At 41.0% G+C, this 25987-nt stretch carries 18 protein-coding genes; 4 read left to right on the top strand and 14 right to left on the bottom strand.

Translation table 11 applies throughout. From position 1 onward, the window contains the following. Positions 1 to 52: 52 nt before the first annotated feature. The 5 genes from G327_RS0105685 to G327_RS0105665 form a co-directional block, all read right to left on the bottom strand. A complete protein-coding gene (locus G327_RS0105685) occupies positions 53 to 1474 on the bottom strand; it encodes an SLC13 family permease (protein WP_019613795.1) in 1422 nt (473 codons plus the stop codon). A gap of 91 nt (positions 1475 to 1565) precedes the next feature. Further along, entirely contained in the window at positions 1566 to 2042 is a 477-nt protein-coding gene (locus tag G327_RS0105680) for a response regulator (RefSeq protein WP_019613794.1), read from the bottom strand. A gap of 45 nt (positions 2043 to 2087) precedes the next feature. After that, the gene (locus tag G327_RS0105675) at positions 2088 to 3506 is read right to left on the bottom strand and encodes an SLC13 family permease (protein WP_019613793.1); all 1419 of its coding nucleotides are present in this window, start codon (positions 3504 to 3506) and stop codon (positions 2088 to 2090) included. Positions 3507 to 3671: 165 nt separating this feature from the next. Then, positions 3672 to 6314 carry an aminopeptidase N gene (gene pepN, locus G327_RS0105670; protein WP_019613792.1) on the bottom strand — a complete coding sequence of 881 codons (2643 nt, stop codon included), beginning with the start codon at positions 6312 to 6314 and terminating at the stop codon, positions 3672 to 3674. A gap of 291 nt (positions 6315 to 6605) precedes the next feature. Continuing rightward, positions 6606 to 9293 carry a bifunctional acetate--CoA ligase family protein/GNAT family N-acetyltransferase gene (locus G327_RS0105665; RefSeq protein WP_019613791.1) on the bottom strand — a complete coding sequence of 896 codons (2688 nt, stop codon included), beginning with the start codon at positions 9291 to 9293 and terminating at the stop codon, positions 6606 to 6608. A 238-nt stretch (positions 9294 to 9531) separates the two neighbouring features. On the opposite strand from G327_RS0105665, the gene G327_RS0105660 reads away from it, so the two are divergent. Continuing rightward, positions 9532 to 10875 carry an MATE family efflux transporter gene (locus G327_RS0105660; RefSeq protein WP_019613790.1) on the top strand — a complete coding sequence of 448 codons (1344 nt, stop codon included), beginning with the start codon at positions 9532 to 9534 and terminating at the stop codon, positions 10873 to 10875. 392 nt (positions 10876 to 11267) lie between these two features. Beyond that, positions 11268 to 11567, top strand: a complete 300-nt coding sequence (locus tag G327_RS0105655) for a hypothetical protein (protein WP_019613789.1) — start codon at positions 11268 to 11270, stop codon at positions 11565 to 11567. Positions 11568 to 11661: 94 nt separating this feature from the next. Here the strand turns inward: G327_RS0105655 and G327_RS0105650 are convergent, their stop codons facing one another. Together G327_RS0105650 and G327_RS0105645 are read right to left on the bottom strand one after the other, a co-directional pair. Next, positions 11662 to 13524: a TIGR00341 family protein gene (locus G327_RS0105650; RefSeq protein WP_019613788.1), complete on the bottom strand. Its 1863-nt coding sequence runs from the start codon at positions 13522 to 13524 to the stop codon at positions 11662 to 11664. 123 nt (positions 13525 to 13647) lie between these two features. Then, positions 13648 to 14415 (bottom strand): substrate-binding periplasmic protein, encoded by a 768-nt coding sequence (locus G327_RS0105645; RefSeq protein WP_019613787.1) that lies wholly within the window; start codon positions 14413 to 14415, stop codon positions 13648 to 13650. A gap of 538 nt (positions 14416 to 14953) precedes the next feature. Between G327_RS0105645 and G327_RS0105640 the strand changes: the two genes are divergently transcribed. Both G327_RS0105640 and G327_RS0105635 read left to right on the top strand, forming a co-directional pair. Continuing rightward, a complete protein-coding gene (locus G327_RS0105640; protein WP_019613786.1) occupies positions 14954 to 16213 on the top strand; it encodes a GGDEF domain-containing protein in 1260 nt (419 codons plus the stop codon). A gap of 578 nt (positions 16214 to 16791) precedes the next feature. After that, positions 16792 to 17325, top strand: a complete 534-nt coding sequence (locus G327_RS0105635) for a hypothetical protein (protein WP_019613785.1) — start codon at positions 16792 to 16794, stop codon at positions 17323 to 17325. 170 nt (positions 17326 to 17495) lie between these two features. Here G327_RS0105635 and G327_RS0105630 read toward each other — a convergent pair whose 3' ends face one another. The 7 genes from G327_RS0105630 to G327_RS27030 form a co-directional block, all read right to left on the bottom strand. Further along, positions 17496 to 17753, bottom strand: coding sequence for a DUF2999 domain-containing protein (locus G327_RS0105630; RefSeq protein ID WP_019613784.1), 258 nt, complete (start codon positions 17751 to 17753; stop codon positions 17496 to 17498). Positions 17754 to 17876: 123 nt separating this feature from the next. Next, positions 17877 to 18797, bottom strand: a complete 921-nt coding sequence (locus G327_RS0105625; RefSeq protein WP_019613783.1) for a phosphatidate cytidylyltransferase — start codon at positions 18795 to 18797, stop codon at positions 17877 to 17879. 1096 nt (positions 18798 to 19893) lie between these two features. Continuing rightward, positions 19894 to 20433: a hypothetical protein gene (locus tag G327_RS24025; protein ID WP_019613782.1), complete on the bottom strand. Its 540-nt coding sequence runs from the start codon at positions 20431 to 20433 to the stop codon at positions 19894 to 19896. Between the two features lie 878 nt (positions 20434 to 21311). Beyond that, positions 21312 to 21827: a cytochrome b gene (locus G327_RS0105615; RefSeq protein ID WP_026339202.1), complete on the bottom strand. Its 516-nt coding sequence runs from the start codon at positions 21825 to 21827 to the stop codon at positions 21312 to 21314. 315 nt (positions 21828 to 22142) lie between these two features. After that, entirely contained in the window at positions 22143 to 22808 is a 666-nt protein-coding gene (locus tag G327_RS25610; RefSeq protein ID WP_019613780.1) for a hypothetical protein, read from the bottom strand. 46 nt (positions 22809 to 22854) lie between these two features. Then, positions 22855 to 24477 (bottom strand): alpha-keto acid decarboxylase family protein, encoded by a 1623-nt coding sequence (locus G327_RS0105605; protein WP_019613779.1) that lies wholly within the window; start codon positions 24475 to 24477, stop codon positions 22855 to 22857. A 526-nt stretch (positions 24478 to 25003) separates the two neighbouring features. Further along, a partial coding sequence (locus G327_RS27030) for a transposase (RefSeq protein ID WP_019613778.1) occupies positions 25004 to 25987 on the bottom strand: 984 nt, incomplete at its 5' end.

The following is a 25987-nucleotide window of genomic DNA, read 5'->3' as shown; positions in this document are numbered from 1 at the left end:
TTAAATCTTCAATGACTCCACCAGCTTGGTGGAGTCATTTTTTATAGCAGAATCAAATCCCCACCACTCCGAGTTTATTTAATATAAACAACATAGCAAAGGTTACCAGTAAACCGATACTGCCGAGAATGACGCCCACTTTAAGCATCTGCGTATTTTTAATATGCCCGGATGCATAAGCTAATGCATTAGGCGGGGTACTGATTGGTAAAGACATGCCTAACGACGCAGAAAAAGTCACCGCAAGAATCAGCACCACCTGACCGCCAAAGGGGATTAATGAAGTCATTGATGCACCCAGAGCAGCCACCAGAGGAAGGATCAGATTCGCAGTCGCGGTATTAGACATAAAGTTCGCCATCACCAGACACATCATAGATGCACCGACAATCAGCACCAGCGGATGGAAACTGTCAAAGGGAATAGCATTAACCGCATTAGACGCCAGCCCGGATTTATCCAGGGCAACGCCCAGTGCAATACCGCCCGATACCAGCCATAAAACATCCCAGGAAATATTTTTTAAATCTTCCTTGGTAATAATTTTAAACATAGAGAATATCGCTACCGGCAGCATGGCCACCACATAAGCACTCATGCCGTGTACGCCGCCTAATAACCATAATATAATAGTAGAAGCAAAGGTGACATAAACTAAATAAGCTTTGGGTGTTTTCAAAAACTGCCCTTCGATATCCAGATGAATGGTTTTAGTATCTGCCGGAAACAAGCGGTTTAGTAATACCCAGGCAACCAGCAGCATCACCACAACAAAAGGCACGCCTATTACCATCCACTGCGCAAAACTGACACTGTATTCATCGACTAAATATTTCAAGGCAACGGCATTAGGCGGTGTACCGATCGGCGTTGCGATGCCGCCGATATTTGCAGCCACCGGCACCGACAACGCAAAAGCAACTTTACCAATATCTTCTTTAGCAAACAGTGCAATTACCGGGGTTAAAATAGACAGCATCATCGCAGTGGTTGCGGTATTACTCATAAACATCGAAAAGACTGCCGTTATCATCATAATACCGAGCATCACATACTTAGGGCTGGAGCCAAAGGGGCGTAATAATACCCGCGCTAAATTCACATCCAAGCGGTATTTTGTAGCAGCCATCGCGAGAAAAAAACCACCTAAAAAGAGCATAATAATCGGCGAGGCAAAGGTCGCCATAATGGTACTCTGCTTAATCAGGGTCCCCTGTACTTCCGGATGACCGTTGGTGGCAAACCATAAACCGTTATCAGAAATAAGCAGCAGTTCAAAAACAATAATTAATACCGAAGTCGCATAGATAGGAATCGGCTCGAGTACCCAGCAAAGGGCCGCCATAACAAAAATAGCAATAACACGCTGTTCCACCAGCGTTAAACCATCGATGCCGAAACTGTCCGAAGGAAGCAGAAGAATAATTAAAGGCAGGATAACAGGTAAAATGTACTTTAAATATGGTTTTATCATTAAGCACTCCTTTGCCGCAAGCAAACCCTCCTGAATGCTCAGGAAGGCTTAACGGTTACTTATGGCAGTATTATTTAAAACGGGCTGGTCACTAACATTTAATTAAACGGTACAAGGTCGGCGGATCCAGTTTTTCTATGTAGTCTTCGTACTCCAGGCCTTTTTCGACAATATACTCAGTCAGCAGCTCTTTAACCGTCTGCTGCAGCTCCTGCGGATCCCAGACTTTCTCTAAAAAATTATCCAGCTTGGCATTATTGATTGCACGAATAGTGTCAGCTTGTGTTGCCAGACCGGTCAGCAGCAGTTTTTTAGTGCCTAGGAAACGATGATCTAAAGCAACTTCAGTAAGAAGCTCTACTCCCGATTTTTCCGGCATAACGTGATCAGAGATGATCACCCCGACATATTCCTGCTGCGCATCAAGCTCTTCTAACAACTCCTCACACTCAAAAGCTGATTCACACTCTTCTATATTAAACATGTCGGCAAAGTAGGCGAGATCCCGGCTGACAGACTCCAGCACCTCGCGTTCATCATCGACGCAGATTATATTGATTTTATCCATAGGTCCCCATTGAAATTAAATGTATAAATGATTATTTACAGCTGTTTAGCCAACATATGAAAGCTGATTAAGTACGTACAGCATTGCATAAGTGATCAGCAGTCCGATAATACCGAGTACAACACCGACCTTTGCCATCTGCCGGGTTTCAACATGTCCCGATGCATAAGCAAGTGCATTCGGCGGTGTACTAATCGGCAGCGACATACCCAGTGATGCAGCAAATGTAACAGCTAGAATCAGCACCACTTCCCCTCCATAGGGTAATAATGAATGCATTGATGCCCCCAGCGCGGCAACCAGTGGTAACAGTAAATTGGCTGTTGCGGTATGTGACATGAAATTAGCCATTAATAAACACAATGCCGATGCACCGGCAATTAACAGTAAAGGATGAAGTTCAGCAAATGGAATCGCTTCAATGGCATTGGCGGCAAGCCCTGATTTATCCAGGCCGACACCTAACGCAATACCACCTGAAACTAACCATAAAACATCCCACGAAATTTTCTTTAAATCCTCTTTCGTTATGATTTTAAACATAGAAAAGACCGCAACCGGAATCAAGGCGACAACATAAGAATTCATGCCGTGCAGGCCGCCCATTAGCCACAATAGAATGGTGATCACAAAAGTGACATAAACAGTTATGGCTTTCGGTGTTTTCAAGAAGCGCCCTTTGATATTAAGGTTGATCTCTTTAATGGAAGCCGGAAACAAAGTGGTCAGTAAAAGCCAGGCAATAAATAACATCACCACCACAAACGGCACGCCGAATACCATCCATTCACCAAAGCTGATGTTGTTCTCATCGACTAAATATTTCAGCGCAACAGCATTAGGCGGTGTTCCGATCGGTGTGCCGATACCGCCGATATTTGCGGCCACTGGAACCGAAAGTGCAAAGGCAACTTTACCTAAATCGTCACGTCCAAAAAGTGCAATAACCGGGGTTAAAATAGACAGCATCATAGCGGTCGTTGCCGTGTTGCTCATGAACATGGAGAAAACTGCAGTTATCATCATTAACCCGAGCATCACAAATTTGGGGTTTTGTCCGAAAGGTTTGAGCAGCACACGCGCCAGATTAACATCTAAGCGGTATTTCGTGGCGGCCATCGCTAAAAAGAAACCGCCGAGAAAGAGCATTATAATCGGTGAAGCAAAGGTGCCCATCAGCGCTTTATGGCTGATTAAATGACCTAATTCTTCTGCAGGTGCACTCTTAGTAAACCATAACCCCTTATCGGAGATTAACAGCAGCTGTAAAACAATGATTAACACTGAAGTGGCATAAATAGGAATCGGCTCTAACACCCAGCATAAGGTCGCCATTACAAAAATGGCAATAACCCGCTGTTCAACCAAGGTCATTCCATCAATACCGAAACTACTGGCGGGTAATAATAAAATGATAAACGGCACAAGGACTGGTAACAGATATTTCAAATATTTTTTCATCATCTGACTTCTTATTGTTGGTGTTTTAATGACGATCAACCTAAAGTTGATTTTCCTCTTACACACAGCAAATAATATGAATCAGATCAAGGGGATAAAAAAAAGCCTTTCTGAATTACCAGAAAGGCTGAGTGGATCACGCTAATTGTACCGCTAAAACGGCGAATATTATTGCGCTAACGCTTTTGATACTTTTTCGTACAAATCCAGAGACAAATCATCTAGTTTAAGTAAACGATTTAACTGGGTTTTCATTAATTCAATACGAGGCTGATCCAGGCGTTTAAACTGAATAAGCGGCGTAATTAAACGTGCCGCTACCTGCGGGTTCTGACTGTTTAATTTAATCAGCTGCTCAGTTAAAAACTCATAACCACTGCCGTCTGGCGCATGAAAATGATAAGCATTATTTTGTACAAAGGCGCCGACTAAGGCACGTAATCGATTCGGATTGCTAAAATCAAAACTGCGGTGGTTAAACAGCGCTTTAATATTATTCAGCACCTCAGCACTCGGCAGGCTGGCTTGTAGACTAAACCATTTATCCATCACCAGTCCGTTTTCAAACCACTTATCATCAAACTCAGCCATGACACTTTCACGACAATCCAGCAGGCCGCTGTTGGCGGCAGCCAGAGCACCGAGGTGATCGGTCATGTTATTACAGTTTTCTAACTGTTTAACCACCAGTTGATCAGCTAATAGCGGATCTGCTTTACTAATATACCGCAGCGCAGTATTGGCCAGTTTACGCTTAGCGATATCGGCACTGTCCGGCTGATATTCACCTTTCACCTGATGATTATTATAAGCATCAACAAACTCATTTTTTAATTCCGCCGCCAGATGTTTCAGCATAAAATCACGTGCCTGGTGCAGCGCTTCAATATCGACACGTTCAAATAACTCCATTGCTCCTGTTTCACTGATAAAATCAAACATATCAGCGATTAAAGCCGGATCTACCCTGTCATTAACTAAAACAGCCTTAAAGGCATCAGTAAAGGCCGCCGGCAGCGCTAAGCTCTGCTTAGCCTGTAGAGACTGTACGTTTTTAAGCAGATATTTATTAAATAAAGTCTGTCCAGCGTCCCATGCAGAGAACTCGTCACTGGCAAAAGTAATTAAATGCTGCAGCTGTTGATCGCTGTAGGCATACTGATACTTAACCGGGGCAGAAAAACCGCGGAAAATACTTGGAACTGGCTTTTCCGAAACATTTTTATAAACAAAGGTCTGTTCTTTATGAGTCAAACTGAGTACGTTATTCGTTTTACCATTACCTAAATCCAGTGCCCGGCCGCTTTCATCAAGCAGTTCAATATCAATAGGGATATGCAGTGTCTGCTTAATATGCTGATCCGCAGTCGGCAGGTTCTTCTGTTTAAAGGTTATCTGATAAGTCTGCGTCGTACTGTCATAATGATCGGTCACATTGACCTGCGGTGTACCCGACTGTGAATACCAGCGTTTGAACAACGATAAATCAATACCGCTTGCATCTGACATAGCGGCGGCAAAATCATCACAGGTCACCGCCTGTCCGTCAAAACGCTCAACATACAGCCGCATGCCTGCCTGGAATTTTGTTTCCCCCAGCAGAGTATGCATCATACGGATCACTTCCGAGCCTTTGTTATACACAGTTGCCGTATAAAAGTTATTCATCTCCATGACTGACGCGGGACGAATAGGATGCGCCATCGGACCGGCATCTTCAGCAAACTGATGATTACGCAGAATTTTAACATTCGCTATACGGTTAACACTGCGGCAGCCCAGATCTGAACTGAACTCCTGATCGCGAAATACTGTTAAACCTTCTTTAAGACTTAACTGAAACCAGTCACGGCAAGTAATACGGTTACCTGTCCAGTTATGGAAATATTCGTGGCCGATAACCGCTTCAATACCTAAGTAATCCTGGTCTGTCGCGCTTTGAGAGTTGGCTAAAACAAATTTTGAATTAAAAATGTTCAGGCCTTTATTCTCCATGGCGCCCATATTGAAAAAATCTACCGCCACAATCATGTAAATATCTAAATCATATTCAAGATTAAAACGCTGCTCATCCCATAACATGGATTTTTTCAATGACAGCATCGCGTGTGCGGTTTTATCCAGATTTCCTTTATCCACAAACAATTCTAAAGCAACGGAGCGGCCGCTTTTTGTGGTATAAGTATCTGTTAAACAGTCAAACTCACCGGCTACTAACGCAAACAGATAAGCCGGTTTCGGAAAAGGATCGGCCCAGCTTACCCAGTGACGTCCATTATCTAAATCTCCCTGGTCAACACGGTTACCATTGGACAGTAATGACGGGTAAAGGCTTTTATCTGCAGTTATTTTGGTAGTGAATTTAGCCATCACATCGGGACGGTCTAAATAATAGGTAATACGACGGAAACCTTCCGCTTCACACTGTGTACAAAATGCATCACCGGATTTATACAAACCTTCAAAGGCTTTATTGGCGGCCGGATTAATTTCAGTATTAATTTCTAATTTACACTCATCCGGGAGTCGATTAATCTGCAGCCCGCCTGAAACTAACTCAAAATCAGTATAAGGCTTATCATTGACTAAAATTGAAACTAACTTCAGCTGTTCACCAAATAAAAATAACGGTGTTTCGCTTCTAGTGCTTCGGCTGATATGACTAACGGCTTTAACCTGCGTACATTCATCAAACAGATCAAATTCAAGATCTAATGTACTGACAGCGAAATCACAAGCACGGTAATCACAAAGGTGCTTTTCCTGCGGGTTTTTCTGTGTAACTTCTTCGATGGAGGCAACTTGGCTCATTTTTATACACTCTTATTTTGCTATAAATTGAATTTTATGCGGAACGCGTCCTTTACTGTCTGCTTCTGCCGGCGACTGTTTCTGCAGTGCAGTAACCCGGCAATAAAAAATAACTGCTCTTTTGCTTCGAAGAGACTTTTAAACTCAGCAGGACAAACTTTAAAATAAACAGCCCTCTAATATACAAGAAGGTCTGCCGATTGCTAAGCCCTTAATAACAGTATTTGTTAAATAATCAGGTCATCCGGGCATGTTTCCTCTACGTACGGTTATAAAGACCTTATATTATGCTCAACTCTGCAGCGCTAGGGACATATTAATCACCCCCTCTTCAATATCCCGCTCAACAGAAAAACCCAGTTTTTTAGCCAAAGCTGCCATCCCCACATTGGAGATCATGGTCATGCCGGTTAAATAAGTTGTACCTTTGGTTTTCTGGTAGTTAATCAGTTTATTTAATAATATATTTCCCAGCCCTAATCCCTGCAGATCTGAGCGCACAATCATGGCAAACTCTGCATCATGATTATCAGGGTCAATTGAAGCACGAATAACCGCTAAGGTTTCCTGGTTTTTGTGCTTATCTAAACGAACCGCGATAAATGCCATTTCCCGCTCATAATCAATCTGAGTTAAAATCGCCATCTCTTCATGGGTCATTTTACCGCGCTGCGAGAAATAACGTTTATACCGATCTTCTTCAGTTAAAGCCGCATCAAAGGCTTGATGGCGCCCTTCATCTTCAGGGGTAATTGGACGGATAAGCACTGTCTGACCATTTTTTAATTTAATGTTTTCTTCCAGATGTTTTGGATACGGACTGATAGCAAACTGATTAAGGTAGCCTTCCGGCGCAAGCGACAGCTGCATTTGACTGTCTAAAATAGTGACCTGCTCGGCACACACTAATACCGGGTTTAGATCGAGATCTTTGATTTCGGGATTATCCATTAGCATCTGCGAAATCTTAGTCAGCATTAAACACACGGCATCCATATCAAACTCCTGAATGCCCCGTTTGATCTTGATTTTTTTATCTGCAATCCCCTGAATCATCAGGTAACGTGCCAGCGCCATATTTAACGGCGGCAGCGCAACAACCGCATTTTCCAGGGTTGTCTGTAAATCGCGGGCATCACTCTCCTGAGAAACAGCAATCACCGGACCAAAAATCGGATCCTGTTTAATCATCACTCTAAGCTCTAAACCCAAACCGCTGGCAAGCATCTTCTGCAGAGTAAACCCTGTTAAACGCGCATCTGGCAGAAAAGCGGCAACCCGCTGCTTAATTTCAGTTAACGCCAGTTTCAGTGCCTCCCGGCTGTTAATATTGAGCATTACACCATGGACCTGTGATTTATATTCAATATCCGGCGAATTTATCTTTACCGCTAATGGAAAACCAATCACAGCAGCTTTGTGCAGCGCCTCTTCACTGCAGCTTACCACCACAGTTTCAATAGTATTAAGATGATAAGCTTCTAATATAGGTTTGGCCTGATAGGTGTTAAGGCGGGCGGACAGAGACTGCGGATTAACATTTTGGCGAATACACTCTGCCGCCGCTTTAATATCGTAAACCAGATGATCCGGAATACTGGCGGGGGTTTCCATCAGCAGCTTTTTATTACGGCGATACTGCACCAGGTGCATAAAAGCGGTAACAGCGCCTTTCGGGGTTCTAAATGTCGGTATTTTTGCCTGAGCAAATAAAGCCCGGGCAGGTTTAGCAGCCGTTTCACCCGTCCAGTTGGTTAAAATGTTAATCTGCTTACGCTTAGGGTGTTTAGCGATCACATCAATAATTGCCTGCGCGCTGTTTTCACTGTCTGATAAGGCAGAAGGAGAGTGCATAATTAAAACCGCATCAACCTGGCTGCTGTCCATAAGATGACCTAACGCTGTCGCATAGCGTTTGGGATCGGCATCTCCGATCATATCGATAGGATTATTATGCGACCAGTTACTCGGCAGGCAACTGTCTAACTTAGTTTTTAAATCAACATCAAGCTCAGCAAGACGGCCGCCCATTGCCGCTAGATCATCAACCGCTAAAATACCTAAACCACCGCCGTTAGTAATAACCGCTAAACGTTCACCGTGCAGATGATTCGAATATGCAAGTGTTTCAACAGCGGCAAATAGCTCATGCAGATCATGCACCCGCAGCATACCGGCTCGTTTAATAGCCGCATCATAAACGTTGTCATGACCGTATCGGCCGTTACTATGTAAAGCAGCCGCTTTTGCCCCTATTAAAGAGCTTCCGGATTTAATCACTAATACCGACTTATGCTGCGCAATAGCGCGAGATGCCGATAAAAATGCACGCGCATCTGAAATACTGTCGACATACAGTAAAACCGATTTAGTCTTTGTATCACGCGCGAGATAATCTAATAACTCAGCAAAACTGATATCCTGAGCATCCCCTAAAGAGACAAAGGCTGAAAATCCGATCTGTTTACTGTTTGCCCAGTCCAGCACGGTGGTGCATACAGCCGCAGACTGAGAGACAAATGCAATATTTCCTTTTAAAGCGCCGCAGTGAGCCAGACTAGCATTTAACTGAGTATGCGGATTAATAATACCTAAACTGCTCATACCTAAAAGGCGAATATTATACTGTCTGGCCAGCGCATAAATCTCACTCGCAATTTTCGGCTCATTTTCAGTGGTCACCACAATCGCAGCTTTACAGCCTTTTTTAACCAGCGCATGCAGAATTTCCGGGATACGAAATTCATTAGTACAAATAACCGCAAGCTCCGGCGTTATCGGCAGCTGATCGATATTCTTATAAGCCAAGACCCCGTGCACCGAAACATATTTAGGTGTCACCGGCATAATCGGCCCGTTAAACCCTTCTGCCAGTAGATTATTCATCACCAGATAACCGGCTCGATGCGGATTAACAGAAGCACCGATAACCGCGATTGATTTGGGATTAAAGAAATGTTTCAGTATCTGTAAGCTCATAATAAAACGCCTATTATTTGATAACGACAGTAGTCACGGATGCGCTTAATCAGTGTACTTGTTCGCTGTAGTGTTGACCGAACTTTTTAACTAAAATAAGATGCCTATCATCGAATTATTAATTTGCGATAATTAACATAAATTTAATTGCCACAACAGGGCCTTAGGCATACACTTCGGCTTTTATGAACAAGCAGATTCAGAGCTTACCTATTTGATCCATTCATTCGGAGTTTTCGTGTCCTACTCACTAGAAATCAACAAAATTCTCAAATTATCGATCCCTATCTTTTTTGCACAGTTTGCGCAGACTGCAATGGGTTTTGTTGATACCGTCATGGCCGGTGGTGTCAGTGCTAACGATATGGCGGCCGTCTCCATTGCCGCCAGTATCTGGCTGCCCTGTATTTTGTTTGGTGTTGGTATATTAATGGCATTAATACCGCTTACAGCTCAGGCACACGGCGCACAGCAGACCGACAGGATCCCGCAGACCGGACAACAGGGACTTTATCTAGCGTTAATACTGTCACTGCCTATTATGGTGGTGTTATATAATGCCAGCGCCATTGTTAACTATATGGATATTGAGCCGGCATTAAAAGCAATCACCACACAGTACTTATATGCCGTGCTGGCGGCGGTACCTGCTTTTTTACTATTCCAGGCACTGCGGAATTATGTTGAAGGTTTATCGCTGACCAAACCGGCAATGGTGATCGCGTTTATCGGCCTGTTCACTAACATTCCGCTTAACTGGATTTTTGTATACGGTAAATTCGGTATGCCTGCGTTAGGCGGTGCGGGGTGTGGTGTTGCAACTACCATAGTATACTGGGTGATGCTGCTGGCACTGCTGATTTACGTTTTATACGCCAAAAAGCTGCAGCACTATCCGCTGTTCAAGTCTTTTAGTAAACCGGACTATGCCCAAATCGGGTCGATCTTCAAACTCGGATTACCTGTGGCCATCGCTCTGTTTTTTGAAGTCACTATCTTCGCGGGTATTGCAATATTGATTGCGCCGCTAGGCTCAATGATTGTGGCCGCTCACCAGATAGCAATGAACTTCTCGAGCATGGTATTTATGCTGCCGATGAGTGTTGCTAATGCCGTTAGTATCCGCGTCGGTTTTAATTTAGGCACCGGCAATCCCGAGGGAGCTAAAAATGCAAGTTATGCTGGTTTTACTACCGGTCTGGGTCTGTCGATAATCACGGCGATATTAACCGTTATCTTCAAAGAAGATATCGCACTGCTTTATACCAGCAACCCGGAAGTTATCACCTTAGCCGTCACTTTAATGCTGTTCTCGGCAATGTATCAGTGTGTTGACTCAATTCAGGTTGTTGCCGCCGGCGCATTACGCGGCTATAAAGAGATGGTGTCGATTTTCACCCGAACTTTTATTGCTTACTGGCTAGTTGGTTTACCCTTAGGTTATCTGCTCGGCATGACAGATCTTCTGACTGAACCGCTAGGTGCACAAGGATTCTGGATTGGTATCACCGTCGGTTTAACCGTAGCCGCCGTTTTATTAGGACAGCGCCTGCATACTGTACAGCGGAAACTAAGCGCTTAACTTTAAAAATAAAGACCGCTGTTATTACAATAACAGCGGTCTTAGTTTACCCGCCAATTTTAGTCATGGCTGAGATTAATCTCTTGTGGTTCTATAGTGATCACTGCGTTAGCAGATGCGACACCATAACATGATGATTTTAACTTTTAAATCATCATGTTATGGTCAAATATCGTGCAATTTATTTGACTGTGCGAGTATTTAAAACTGAAGCCAACTATAAATCCCCTTAAATCATAGAGTTGCAAATAAGTATTAGATACATATTTTATATGTCTATTTTATTTATAGCGCTATAATTATCAGTAGCTTTACACTATTATCGCAGTTAACAAGATGAAACCTCAAGGATGAAAACAGACTAAGTAACAAGCTGAATCAGAGAGGATATAATGAATCGATGGTATGACGAATATGAAGTACTGGGCAAAAGACTGGATGCATTTAATGAAATGGATCAAAAAGTCATGGATCCACTTTTAAAAGGGGTGATGGATCTGGTAAAAAAACATGATCCAAGTCTGCTTTGTTATGAAAAAACGTTTGATTTCCCCCTTTCACTGTACCGTCGGCGCTGGTACGACAAAGACCCCTATCTTTGGTTGATGTTCAACACACTACAGCAGGCAGATACTGTTCTTTTAAAATCTGTCGAGGAATACCTTGTCCGAGAGATGGATAAGCACCAATAGGCTGCACCTTGCCCTTCAGCTCTGCTGAGCATGCATACAAAACAGTTAAAAAGGAGCTGCTTAGCTCCTTTTTCTCATCATAGGATTTAGCTAATTACTCACGGCGAATAATAACCTGTGCCTCCATAATCACCTTGCGCTGTAACTTTGCTTCAATGGCCTGTTTAATACTGTCAAGCTCTACACCTGTCAGTGACGTTGGAGTAACCAGTTGAATCGATAACTGCAGAGGCTCAACAGCGCGTGCGTGGATATTACGAATAACAACATTGCCGATAACCTGCCCCTGCAGTTTTTGTACTATCTCAGCTTCATCAGAGAGACGTATAAAACTCAGCAGCAGCGGAATACTGACAACAATCACCGCGATAAGTGCAATGCTTAAACCTTTTTTAGCACGCGTAAAAGGCGCAAAACCTAAGATCAGAAAAGTTAATGATGCGGCAAAAACAATACCGGCGAGATTGGTTAAAAACAGCAGTAATGCTCCCCATGCAACATGAAAATCCAGCCAGCCTAAACCGATACCTGTCACTGCCAGCGGAGGCACTAGCGCAACAGCAATGGCCACGCCAGCCATACTTTTAGCCGCACTAACACGGGCATGCGCATAAGCACCGGCAACCCCGGAAATAACCGCCACACCTAAATCTAACAGACTAGGACTAAGTCGGTTGGATATTTCAGGGGTAATGATTTCCATCGGCATTATAAAACTAGCAAGTGCGGCAAAACACAGCGCCGTACATAAACCAGTAAACAGCGTTTTTAAACTGGCTGTTAACAGACTGGCATCTTGCCGGGTTAACGCCATGGCTAAGGAAATAATCGGCGCCATTAACGGCGCTAAAATCATTGCACCGATAATGACCGGCGCAGAGCTGGCATAAAGACCGATAGTTGCCAGAAGTGTTGATAAAACCATCAGGGTTAAAAATACCGGTGAGATAACTGCGTTTTCCCGCAATAACTGATACAGCTCTTTAAACTCCTCCGTTGCGGCATGTGCAATAAAAGGCAATGGTTTACTGGCCATCGCTGTCACCGCCTCACCAGCAGGAAGGCGGCTTATTTTCCGCTGTTCTTTGCTGCTGGGCGCTCTCTCGGAAATCGGCAGATCATCGCAGGCCAGCAAATTCAATACATTAGGCTCAGTATCTATAATTAACTCGGATGCATTTTTACTGCGCCCGTCAATTGTATATAAAAGTTCTTTATTATTAGCAATAGTGACCGACTGGCTTTTTACCAGCCCGAGAAATTCAGGCTGTTTTGTTACCCCGCGAAACGGAGCAGTAACAAAAAAGTACAGTATTTCCATTACGCTGCGCGGCGCCAGGATCATGGTATGACACATACCGTCATTCATAAAACTGTCAGATAAAGTATTACCCGGCAGCGAACAGCCATGGAGATGCTCTGCGATTACCACACCAACAGCGGCAGTAGTGAAGCAACCTTCATTAGCGGTACTGAAAGAAAGCTTCTGCGGTAAAAAATCATTTATATGCCGAATGTTGTGCCATGTTCTTTTTAGCTGCTCCTGGCGGATATAGCTGTGGCCGTCGGGACGGAAATTAAAACCATGACCGATAACAACTGAACTTAATACCAGTTCGCCGTTACAGCGTAATATATCTACCTTTTGGGGTTGAGCATTTTCTGCATCACTAATCGCTTTCTCGAGGTCTTTTTGTATACAAAAACCACGGCGGGAATAACCTGCATCGGGGTGAGGTAAAAGAGCCAGGTACCAGTTGCCTTTAACAGCAGCTTCGATAACAGCAGGAGCTTGTTGATCATTAACATAGGCAAAAACCCGACTTTCTGCTGCAAAGCTGAGTGCACTTTTAGTTGACCAGACTCGGGGTAATACCGGTTCATTAAAAAGAGCCAGTATACTGTTACTGACATGATCTTTTTTATCTTTATCAAATACTAAGAAACTGTCTGCCATTGTGAGCTCTCTACTGGAAATACAAACTGCGTGGTCAGTATGGTAATTATTTGATATTTATGCAACAAGTAGAGATTCTTGGAAGTTATTTTTACAACAAAAAAATAAAAACAGAATATAAATTCACAGGTGCAGATAACGCTTTCTGATAGATTGTAATGTCCCGTCCTGTTCGAGTTTCTTAAATGCTTCCTGCAGCTTTTCATATACTTCCCGGGAAGTTTTTTTGCTTATTCCGAAAAAAACATCTTCTTCTTGAAGAACGAAAGGATGAATAACTAAACCGTCGTAGCTGGGATCAGTTTGAATCTTGTAAACCATACCGATTTTCTCTTCAAAAAAACCTAGTAAGTGATTTGCCTTTACCTTACGGTGGCTCATTTTAAGGTTCTTAACAAACTCAAAGCAGTTCATGAATTGAGAGTTTTTCATTTTATTATTGAATTCATCTGAGTAATGCACATTGGCTTGAATGCCAAATTTAATTTTATAAATTTGTGAAACTCTGATGAAATCACCCAGCTCTTTTATCGGCATGCTCTGGTTCGCTTCCCTTACAACCAGAACCATCTGCGTATTTCTTTCTGGTCCTATCCAGTCAGCATATTTAGATCTTTCTGCGGTTTTCCCCATATTCATCATCATATCGAGAGAGCCTTTCTCGATATGCAGCAATCCTGCCACCCATGACGTAGGTATATATTTGGCCTTAAAGCCGGCTTCTTTTATAACCGCATCTGCAAGTTCAACATCAAGGCCTGTCCATTTACCGCTATCGTCCATGTAATACAGCGGCGGGAACTCAGACACGCGCACCCTAATAACATTATCCGCGGAGAAAGCGCTTATACTAAAAAATAACACCATCGCGATTAACAGGAATTTTTTCATAACGGTATCCTACGCTCACATTTCAATAACACGCGTAAAATACTAAGCTCATATTCCCTGTGCTTATAACTAAAAAAGCACACGTCCATATCATTTGTAATTTACGAATATTGCACTTAACACAAATATTAGGCGAAGAAGTAAAAAACAACTATATTCCCCCTTCTTTAATCGCCTCAGAATACAGCCGGGCAGGAACAAAACAGGAAACTTAATTCTGCACTTTATGAAACCAATATATTTCCTATGTAACCTTTTATCTGTGTGTCTCTACGTATTGGCAACCTAGATCTTATTTTGAACAAATAAAAGCGATGTAAATAATAATTAGACTTTTTTAGCATTTACAACACAAAAGAAAGCGCTTACATTAATTCCTGTCTAAAATAAAGGAGAATAACCGGGTACAGGAATTACCAAGTTTTATTAATTTAACAGCACCTTATGTCATTGTGCTGTGCATATAAAATACAGCATAAAACCGCAGTGGAAAATACTCACCTGAGTAATTACAGCCGATATGATAAAGGAATATTTTATGGGGCAATATAAAAACACACAAGAGAAGCTTGGTGTTGACAGCATCGATTTTGAGTCACAAGGTCAGAGTGATATTTATCTAGTGATGGAACCTGAAGAGGATTACCAACCCGTCATTGATATAACTAACTATAAACAAACAAAGCAGGCCGTAAATACAGAATCATCTGCTTTTGATCAGGCCATGTCACAAATGAATATCGCCGATCGAGCTGCTTTTGATGTGTACCTGGCGCGTTCCTGGCAAGAAGCCGCTAATGAAAATGAAATGCTCTCGGTGCTGAGATGTAATATTGACTGTTTTAAATCTTATCATGATAATTACGGACATCAAGCTTCATCATTTATGCTGCTTGTGATCGGCCTTGCTTTAAAAAATATATGTGAAAAACACGACTCCTTTTTGGCTCGCTATAAAAACCATGATTTTGTCGTTTTAATAAAAGGCGGCGATCAGATAAAAAGTCAGATAATTGCTGAAAGTTTACGTCAAGCGGTAGAAGAAACTAATACAGAGCATAAGCATTCAAGCGTCAGTAAAATCGTAACATTAAGCATAGGTTTGTCGTCTGTTCATCCAAACACAAAAAAAATTTTAATCAACCAAGCGCAAAGCACTTTGTCCGAAGCAATAGATTCCGGGCGCAATAAAATATGCGAAGATTTCACCCGAGTAAATAAAAGAACAGTAAATAAAAGAACAGTAAATATAAAACAACAAACCATACAAGCCCCCGTTGTTAAGCAGTCAGCGCTTAAACAGATGATGTTAATCAAAAGCATATCTGAGCGTAGTACTTTTCAGCCCGACTATAAGAGGCTTTGGAAAGAGAGCCTTGAACAGAAAAAGTTATTATCCATATTTATCTGCGAGATTGATTTCTTTAAGCCTTACATTGCCAATTACGGCGTGCACTCCAGTGAGGTTGTACTACTAAGTACAGCATGTCTAATGCAGGAGGTCTGTGAAAAAGCAAACGCAGTTATCTTTTATATGGACGGCGAACATTTCATTATATTATTTAAAGGCGGCTGTAAGAAAAAGGCTTTGAATATCGCTCAAAGCATACAAAAAAATATTGCTAAATCAGCAATTGAGCATAAACATTCGAAGGTCAGCAATTATATTACCTTAAGTTTTGGTATCTCGAGTCTCTTGCCAAGCAATAATAATTCGATGAAAGTGCTCATGATAGAAGCGAGTACAGCATTGGACAATGCGATAAGATCTAGACGAAATCAGATTTGTGTCCATTGATTACCGGGCGGTTCTTATGCGTTTACCGATTGGTTCAATCCTTACCTCATTACGTACAGATTTGTTTGAAAATCTCGGAGACAAAAAAACGCCAATCTTCGTCACTCACAACATCTTCTGCATAATATATATTTGCGAATCTTTTGGATTTATAACCCGGTCCAAGCTTAATTAATTCACCTTGGCTAAAAAACACTCACTGAGATAACAGCGAACGCTGTACTTCAATACAGAATGTTTAGAGATCTTTAAAAAAACTTGAACGATCCGTAAAATAGATCATAATCCTCAACCTTATCTATGGTTTAGCATTAATTATAAAGTTACAGACTAGTCTAATTTTGATAATCAGATTCGTTCAATCAAAATACGTACTGTTAAGACATTGATTCTAACGAATACATCATCGAAAAAATTGTATTTGTTAATCTATAGATAAATGCACAAAAAATTGAAGATCTATTTTTGTGGTAAATTGCCGGCTGAGCTTGTTAACTTGAGCTGGGATAAATTTTTGGTCCGGTTAAGTTAGTTTATTAATCAGCTGCCTGGACGATGCTGAATGTTGGATATATTTAATGTTAGAAGTTATTGTATATTTTGTAATACCCGTTTTAGTTATACTTATCGTTGCTTATTTTTATGTAGAAACAAAAAAAAGAAAGATCATAGAAGAACATAAGAAGGCCGTTGTTTTACGTGTTGCGACAATAAAAAATAATTTTAAGACAGATCTAAAACGACTAGTCGAACAAGAAGTTTTAACGGTAAATGAACATAATGCAGTCTTTAGAATCGCCAATAACTTTTTTGTTTTTCAACCAGTTACCACAAAAAACTTAAACTATTGTGAACAGCTCCTTAATACAATTATCGGCGCAATGCCGACTGGTGGTCCCGATAGTATTAACTACGATCTTGGAAAAGAACAAGTTAGCTTATTTGTTCGTTCGCTGCCTTACGCCTCGGGTGATCATAACGCCGCCTTTTACCGCCGCGAACTTCCTGAGTTAATTAAGCAGCTAATTGATTCTCAAGAAGATATGTTCGAAACAGAGAATGAAAAGAACAACGAAGAGTCACCAAGCCCAGTGTCTGCGACAGCGGCTTAGCGAGGTAATGTCGTCTTTTCCACCAGAAAAGGCAGGCCCCCCATACCTTCAATTTTTTAAATAATGATATTAAAGAAAAGCACTCAAATTATTTAAAAGTTAAGGTACTTTGTCCGCCCATTAAAAAAGCCCCAACGCAGTGTTGAGGCTTTGTAATATTTAGCAAGCAGTTATTTGCTCTCTTGTAGTTTAGCTTTTGCAGCTTCTACTTTCGAAAAATCTAAATTTAACTCTTCAACGGCTTGTTTGATCAAATCGGGGTTGGTCATCACCATCATCATCAACGGCTGCAATTTTTCTTGAGGAATACCTAAGCTTTGTATGATAGTCATGGCCGCTAACGGGTTTTCCGTTAAGGCTTGAAATACTTCCGTGATTTTCTCATCATTTACATTATGATCTTTTAGGGTCTGGATAATTGGATTCATTATATTTTCTCTTTAATATTGATGCGCCACAATTTACCTTATTCTCACGCTGATTGCGATATTATCCAGAATTAAAGTGCCCTATTCAGTTAGACCTGAATTGTAGAAGCAATAGGGAATTACTTACAAACTCAGAAAATAATAGAAGAAAAACGGGCTTGATACACACAAGCTATCAAGCCTGTCAAGTATTCCGCCATGTCCGGGAAGAATAGAGCTGGTATCTTTAACATCAAAATAGCGTTTCAGAGACGACATCAAAAGATCACCGCCACAACCACCAACAGCGATAATAAGCGAAGCGACAAAAGACTGGTAAAAAGAAAAAGGTACCAGCATAGGATAAATAACCACGCCGACAGCAGCGGTAGAGATAACTCCACCGACATAACCTTCTAATGTTTTATTAGGGCTCAACACTCGAACCACCTTATGTTTCCCCAGAGCCTTACCCCAGACATACTGACATACATCATTAAGCTCAGTAAGGAGTACAAGGTAAAGAACAGCTCCGGCTGAAGCGTAACTGTCTGCCGGCAGAAGATTAATAACAACAGCAGCATGGCCAAGCATGAACCCGCAGATCAATACACCAACAGCTAGCTTAAAAGAAAGCCGCAGGACCTTAGAAGATCCAGTAGTATATTTAACGACCAAAACAATAACAAATGGGGTTGCGGCAGCGATTCCCCAAAAGTAATAATAGCTGTACTGACTAATTACAAAGTAGTGGGTACAGATAAGTATAAAACAACATATAATAGGATAATTATTAAATCGAGCTCGGGAGAAATGACAAAACTCACTGAATGCCAACAACGCAAGAGCACAGAACAAAGCGATATAAATATACTTTGAGAACGATATTGCGAGAAAGAAAAGAAAAACAAGTATCCACCACGTTCTCATACAGGCCAGATGCTTCACGCCTGTTTCAGCGGAAAATTTCGGCCGAAGTAAGACAATGGCAACAGAGCCCGCTAGGAGCGTAACCACAATCCCGGCCATCACATACCCTATTTCAATTGTAAGCATCTGAAACATACAATTAATCCTGATAATACAACAATGAATGATTATATTTCAACATTGTAGCAGTTCCTGATAAATTTATAGAAACCGTACACAATGAGCCTATGCTTGCTCAATAGTAAGCATTACTAAGCAGGCACTAGTAATGCTTATAACAGGAAATTATCAAATGGATATTCTGAGGCCCAAATTTTAATAGCTGTGGCGCAATCACCACACAACGATAACCGACTTTGTGATCGTCTTTTTAGTGCCCTTTTCAATCGCTCCATTGCCCGCCATTTATTCCGGAAATTTTCTGCCAAGGTTAAAATACTTTCAGCCGCCAGGCAGAGCACCGAATAAATCCATTTTCAGGCTTGAGCCTTGGCGGGCAGTTGACAAACTTTACACTGTGCGTAGAGCTCTAGTTCAGCAGGGAAATATTGAGCGATGGAATAACCTGGCGGATCATGATTTTATCTGCCCTTTACATGCCGGCACATATTAAGTGTTCGCCAGTTTGGCAGTCACATATCGTTCACGTGTTTGGTGCCTTAAAAAGCAGCTTCAGAAATATCAGAATTTTAAAACAACGATTAGAAGCATATAGAATTCCACTCTATGTCTGTGACGTAATTACGGAGATTAAGATCTAATACAATTTCGCCTAATCAATTGATCTGTATTTTTATTTGGAAGTGCGGTTTTAACCGTGCAATACAAGAGGCGAGGCTAAAGCCTCACTTCCTAAAACAGAACATAATATTAAGCGGATCGGTATAAAAAGTAGGCTGCTAAATGCTTTGGTAATATCACGTTTTTGTAGTGACACAGTAATTCTTGCCACCTAATTAACGCTGATATTATTCATCTAATCAATAATATAGGTGATTAAATGAGGTGAACAGGCAAGCGTAATTACCCCTTGGAATTTTAGTTAGAATCCGCTTAATTTTTGGTTGTTCAAGGTTATTCTGTAAGAGAAGCCACTACAGCAACGAACGTGGGTAAATAAACAATGGACAAGTGTACCAAGCAGTTAAGAGCAGAACGAAAAGGGATCAGCCTCAAGAAAACTAGCTAGTTAGTGGTTAATAATCTGTGCCAATATGTTAAGTTCAAGTTATTAAAACTTATAAGAAGCTGAAAACATCAAAACGTCAGGAGTTAGATCAGCATTTATACCAAAATTACTGCCTAGAGGGTATACGGTTAATCCTACTCCAGCTATAGGTATTACTCCACTAGAAGAGCTAACTGAAGGAGTGAGGGTTGTATATTCATTTTCACCAGACTGAACTCTCAGTGAAGTCGTATCATAGTAACCAGTTGCAAAACCTACAAACGCTCTTAATGATAAATAGTTATTCACTTCATAATCAGGAACATATGTAACAAAGACTGAAGTATCATTCCAACTATTCTTGCTAACATACACAACACTAATATCCCAAAGTTCAATACCTATTGACGGATTATTCTCATTAAGATGTTCATGACTACTCTTTTGAATATGGTAAGACTTAATGCCTAAAAATAGAATAGGATCTGCACGACTCCAGTCACCAATTTGAAAAACATCAGCATCAAAAACAGAAGCTTGGGTATTCGAAATACTCGCTAAGAAAAGTACACCAGCTAGACCAACTAGTCTCAAATTATTCATGGTACAACTCCTCGACTTAATTATTATTAAAAAGAAGCGGCGGATCACAGAACATAGGAATAAAATAAAGTATAGAAGGACACAAGTTCTTCGCCAACAAAATGTAAAGAAAATGTTAACTGAGAAGGTGTTTTATCTCATAACACGATGATTGCGATAATGGAAATTATGAAATTTTGTATTTTAAAGGCAAAAACAAGGCCAGCCCCTCAAACTTGCAACACAAAGAGGGAAGTGAACACTTCCCTCTTTATTTAATTTCACGAAATTAAGTATATTTTAAATCAGCAACTTATAACATTTTAATTATTTACCGCCCTCAATATCATGTTTGATACTGCAAGATAGAGTGAAGTGAAAGAATAGGAACATTACCCATTAACAATGCTTATCGAGTACCGCTGATTACGTTAATAATTTGTTACCCCGTGAATTAATGAAGCATACGCTGTAATTTCCTTTTGCCAGATATCCAGCGTTTTCCCGTATGCTCAACAAACAAAGCAAGTTCATCAAGGCAGCCAGGCGCACCGTGGCAATCTATATTGAAACTGCAGGCTAAAACTAACCAAGCTTCATTAATGTGTAAAACAAGGTGATAGTGATTAGACGTAAGAGCAGAGGTCAACAGCAAAAATATTAGCTAGATAATGAATATGGCCAACCATCCACTGTCAGCGATGATCAAAACTTTGAGCGCTGGACATAACGATAAATGCAGTGGTAATAAGGAGTATCTTCTAAGGAAACTAAGGTGTTACGTGATTGAGCCCCCTATCGTTGTTACGCTGAAACCTATGCGAGCCCCCCAGCTGATCAGGGGGGTAATATATAATTACTTCTAACACACTCACCATTGCAAAAAGTGACTGTTGTGATTACCTGCCTAACATTCGACTTAGTGTTCCATCTTTATCGATAAGCTGATGTTTCAATGCGCCGGCAACATGTAAAAATAAAATTACAATTATAAAATCCACTGAAGCGATATGGGAACTATGAGCAATTGAACCAAGCCATTCAATTTTTTCACCCGATGCTATTAGCTCCAAGCCAAAAACTGAAATTGCTCTGCCACCACCAATACTCATTAAAATTCCAGATAACGGCATTACAATTGTTGCGAGCAGTAATAGATAGTGAACAACTTTAGCAGCCACTGACTGCACTTTGCTCAGTTTAGTGATGCTAGTGATAGCACCTTCTTTAAAGCGCCACAATAATCGTAGAACAGCGATCACAAAAACAATCACACCAAGTGATTTATGGTTATTCATTATATTCATGCTTTCAGGTAACATATCTCGATATAGACCCAAGCAAAATACGAAAATGAAAGCCCCGCCTGTTAGCCAGTGAAATAATATTGTTGGTTTCGATAGATTATTGTTCATATTATTTACCCAATATAGAATGGACACTTATTACTCATCATACTTTGAAATGCAAAATATAAGGCTTAATAAGTAATAGATAGCCTTATTATTCACAGGGCCACCAGCAAATGATAATGATTATCAAGTTGTTGATCTAGTATAAATAAACCCCGAAAGATAGCAATACTGTCATATGTAAAGATTGTAAAAGAATGAACATCTGTAGGTGGTTTTTAAATAAATAAAGAAAATAAAACGAAGTGACAGGCACACTGCTCCTTAGCAAGGCTTAACAACTATAACTGATGGAATCAATCAGTAGTAAACGAGTTATTAATGAAGTATTCGTTGTAACTTACTTTTTCCCGATATCCAGCGTTTACCGGTATGCTCTGCAAACAGAGCTAATTCTTCAAGTGAACCGACGGCGCCGTGATATTCTTTACCAAAGCTGCAGGCTAATTCTATCCAGGTATCGTTTTCTAAGCCCAGTGCGCCTAGCAGGCTCGGTCTTCGGCCACTAATTGCGCCGCGCTTGTCACCTCTCATAACACGTCCGGTCCAGTCAACCAGCTCAAGATAATCTAATAATGCATAGGGGATACCTTGTGGTTGTTCGTTGTATTCAGCTGCCACAAAAGCCAGCAAGGGTTTAGTGACATTATCCTGTTCATCTTTACCTTCGCGGCTCGCAGCTCCATGAATACGTTCAAATACTGAGGTGTATTCTGATGCTTCTACTGTTTCAGCCATTTTCGCCCGGACAGGATTTAAATCAACATAAGCCATGCAGGTTAATAAAGCTTTTTCATCCAATAATGCTTGAAATTTGAAACGCCCTTCCCAGAACCGTCCTTTACAGTTATCTTCTTTGTTCGCTTTACGTGCAATAAACTCATTTAAGCTGCGCATAAACCATGAGATATCAAGCAGAGATAACACCAGATGTTTACTTATTTGAAGCTGTTGGGCGAACACCGCAACAGCTAACTCAGACATAGCTCAAAAAAGATCTGATCCTATTAATTTTACAGTTTTTATCCCTCTAAACCTTCTTGGCCAGAGCCCTCGTTATTCTTCTTAGGCCCTCTGAAATATCGCTTCTTTCAACTTCAATGTTCAACACATAAAGTATTTTAGAGTCTAGGGCTTCTCTCAGTGAATCAAAAAGTTCGATTTCTGTCTTAACTAACCTCCCTTCTCCCCCACCGATTAACAAAGTGATATTGTGATAATTCCAACGATGAATATTATTGAAATCTCCATCTAAAAGAAAACGCTCAGTTGTGTATCCATCATTATTTAAAACAATAACAATAGGGTTAAGACCACGATGAACAATAGTACTGAGTTCAGTAGCCGACATCTGAAAAGAGCCATCTCCAACAACCACAATTGGACGAATATCAGGGCTTGCTGTTTGTACCCCCAAAGCACCAGGAACGGCAAACCCCATAGTAGTATAGAAAGCAGGACTCAAAAAATGATTTCTATTATGAATCGTCAAACCAGCAGCTCCAAATAAACTATCACCAACATCAGCGATAACAGCCATGTTTTCATCCAAAATAGACTCAACAGCCTCAAACACTCTTTGTGTAGTTACTAAAATATCCTTTGCTTCAAAAGCTTCCTTTTCTTTTACTACAGGAAGCACAGGCAAAGTTTTTTTAACGAACTCCATTTTAAACAGTGAAGAGCAAAAATCGCTGAACTGAACGTCTGCATAATTATGGTTTTTAACTTGCAAGCCCTCAACCGTTGAATGCACGACTTGCCTCTTGCTGAACTTTGCAGGTCTAAAACACAAAGTCATATCTGTCAACATCACACCAAACATAAGAAGACAGTCGGATTCTTCTATTAATTGGCGTGTTATTTCATTACTACTGTTACCGGAATATATACCTGCAAATAAAGGATGACGTTCATTAAAAACAGACTTACTCAGAAGCGTTGTAGCGACCGGAATGCCTGTCCGCTCTGCAAAACGCATTAACTCCTCTTCCAGTCCATATCTTCCAAGCTCTACACCAGCAATAATAACTGGCTGTTTGGATTCTTCAATCCAACTTGTTACGTCATTAAGAGCAGCATAAAGATTTTCTGTTTTACAGGCCGGCGCCACGGGGATTGGTCTGCAGGCCCCCTCAATAATTGACTGCTTAGCGACATCTCGAGGAAGTTCAATATAAATGGGCCGTTTATAACGATGTAAAGCTTCAAAAGCTCTCTTAATCTCATACTCAGCCGTGGCAGGATCATCTAGAACAATACTTGCACATGTAATGTTCTCAAATATAGCTTTTTGAGAATTAAAGTTACCAACCATATGATGCAACAAAAAATCTTCGTTTCGTTCATTCATTCCGGGAGCTCCCGAAATAATAACAAGGGGTGATCTTTCTGCATAGGCACACTGAACAGCGTTGATGACTTTAGACGCACCAACATTATAAGTCACAACGACACAACCAATGCCATTTATTCGTGCGTAAGCGTCTGCAGCAAATCCAGAATGATTTTCATCAGTATTGTTGATGACTTCTATATTTTCATAATCCCAAAGTTCACTGTAGAAGTCCAGAATGTAATCTCCGGGAACCCCCATTACATGCCGAATACCAGCTCTTTCTAACCAATCAATAAGAAAACGGGAAACTAACATATTACTCTCCTTAGCTATTGTCGTTTAAAGAAAAAATTGAAGTTCGGGTCTTGCGCTTTTCCTTTAAGAACAAAAAACAAGATCTGACCCTATTTATTTTTTATAATACAGTAGCGAAGGAAATTATTGATTAAATTCATTGTGAAATGGAACATAACTAACTGTTTTTGTTTCGTTTAAGTACCTTATCAGGTTTCCCCCCCTCAAAGTCGATTATGTTATCTAATACCAATCTAAGTAAAAATATGATCTAATTGGATGAAAAAAGCGGACATCCAAAGCTTTTCCTGTACAGAGCAGGCAAAGTTGAAAAATGAAAAAAGCGGACCCCCAAAGCTTTTCCTGTACAGAGCAGGCAAAGTTGAAAATTTAATTCGACTGTATTTCAGTACATTTTTCTATAATTGACCTACGAAAATGAATATTTGATATAGAAAAAGAAAATAAAGCGAAGTGACAGGCACACTGATCCTTAGTAAGGCTTAACGACTATAACTAATGGAATCAATCAGTAGTAAACGAGTTATTAATGAAGTATTCGTTGTAGCTTGCTTTTTCCCGATATCCAGCGTTTACCGGTATGCTCTGCAAACAGAGCCAATTCTTCAAGTGAACCGACGGCGCCGTGATACTCTTTACCAAAGCTGCTGGCTAATTCTATCCAGGTATCGCTTTCTAAGCCCAGTACGCTAAGCAGACTCGGTCTTCGTTCACTAATTGCACCGCGCTTGTCACCTCTCATAACGCGTCCGGTCCAGTCAACCAGCTTAAGATAATCTAATAATGCATAGGGGATACCTTGTGGTTGTTCGTTGTATTCAGCAGCCACAAAAACCAGCAAAGGTTTAGTGACATTATCCTGTGCATCTTTACTTTCGTAACTCGCCGCTCCATGAATACGTTCAAATACTGAGGTGTATTCTGATGCTTCTACTGTTTCAGCCATTTTCGCCCGGACAGGATTTAAATCAACATAAGCCATGCAGGTTAATAAAGCTTTTTCATCCAATAATGCTTGAGATTTGAAACGCCCCTCCCAGAACCGTCCTTTACAATTATCTTCTTTGTTCGCTTTACGTGCAATAAACTCATTTAAACTGCGCATAAACCATGAGATATCAAGTAGCCGTTTTCGCCACTTAGTGATAATTTCCAACGCCACTTCCTGTTCTGATTGAGAAACTAACTGATTTTTCAACCATCTATCCACCAAAGGCGGGGCAGAGTACAGCTGGCACCAGCGTAAACAAACCTCTTCATCACTTAATTTTTGATCTGCCTGTTCATTCACATGTAAAACAAGGTGATAGTGATTGGACATCACCGCATAAGCACAGATATCAATGTTAAACAGACCAGCAAGAAAATGCATCCGTTCAACGACCCACTGGCGACGGTGCTCGAAGCTTTCTCCGGTGTACCTGTCTTCGCCACATAAGAAAGCACGGCGGACACAGCGCGAAATACAGTGATAATAAGGAGTATCAACCAATGAGACTTGCGTTTCACG

It is taken from the genome of Psychromonas ossibalaenae ATCC BAA-1528, assembly GCF_000381745.1.
Lineage (GTDB): Bacteria > Pseudomonadota > Gammaproteobacteria > Enterobacterales > Psychromonadaceae > Psychromonas > Psychromonas ossibalaenae.
The sequence above is the reverse complement of the archived record's forward strand: the minus strand, read 5'-3'. Positions and strand labels throughout refer to the sequence as shown.

Excerpts from the sequence above, each read along its gene's own strand:
- G327_RS0105685 (WP_019613795.1), bottom strand. The coding sequence starts at position 1,474 with ATGATAAAACCATATTTAAAGTACATTTTACCTGTTATCCTGCCTTTA.
- G327_RS0105680 (WP_019613794.1), bottom strand. The coding sequence starts at position 2,042 with ATGGATAAAATCAATATAATCTGCGTCGATGATGAACGCGAGGTGCTG.
- G327_RS0105675 (WP_019613793.1), bottom strand. The coding sequence starts at position 3,506 with ATGATGAAAAAATATTTGAAATATCTGTTACCAGTCCTTGTGCCGTTT.
- pepN (WP_019613792.1), bottom strand. The coding sequence starts at position 6,314 with ATGAGCCAAGTTGCCTCCATCGAAGAAGTTACACAGAAAAACCCGCAG.
- G327_RS0105665 (WP_019613791.1), bottom strand. The coding sequence starts at position 9,293 with ATGAGCTTACAGATACTGAAACATTTCTTTAATCCCAAATCAATCGCG.
- G327_RS0105655 (WP_019613789.1), top strand. The coding sequence starts at position 11,268 with ATGAATCGATGGTATGACGAATATGAAGTACTGGGCAAAAGACTGGAT.
- G327_RS0105650 (WP_019613788.1), bottom strand. The coding sequence starts at position 13,524 with ATGGCAGACAGTTTCTTAGTATTTGATAAAGATAAAAAAGATCATGTC.
- G327_RS0105645 (WP_019613787.1), bottom strand. The coding sequence starts at position 14,415 with ATGAAAAAATTCCTGTTAATCGCGATGGTGTTATTTTTTAGTATAAGC.
- G327_RS0105640 (WP_019613786.1), top strand. The coding sequence starts at position 14,954 with ATGGGGCAATATAAAAACACACAAGAGAAGCTTGGTGTTGACAGCATC.
- G327_RS0105635 (WP_019613785.1), top strand. The coding sequence starts at position 16,792 with ATGTTAGAAGTTATTGTATATTTTGTAATACCCGTTTTAGTTATACTT.
- G327_RS0105630 (WP_019613784.1), bottom strand. The coding sequence starts at position 17,753 with ATGAATCCAATTATCCAGACCCTAAAAGATCATAATGTAAATGATGAG.
- G327_RS0105625 (WP_019613783.1), bottom strand. The coding sequence starts at position 18,797 with ATGTTTCAGATGCTTACAATTGAAATAGGGTATGTGATGGCCGGGATT.
- G327_RS24025 (WP_019613782.1), bottom strand. The coding sequence starts at position 20,433 with ATGAATAATTTGAGACTAGTTGGTCTAGCTGGTGTACTTTTCTTAGCG.
- G327_RS0105615 (WP_026339202.1), bottom strand. The coding sequence starts at position 21,827 with ATGAACAATAATCTATCGAAACCAACAATATTATTTCACTGGCTAACA.
- G327_RS25610 (WP_019613780.1), bottom strand. The coding sequence starts at position 22,808 with ATGTCTGAGTTAGCTGTTGCGGTGTTCGCCCAACAGCTTCAAATAAGT.
- G327_RS0105605 (WP_019613779.1), bottom strand. The coding sequence starts at position 24,477 with ATGTTAGTTTCCCGTTTTCTTATTGATTGGTTAGAAAGAGCTGGTATT.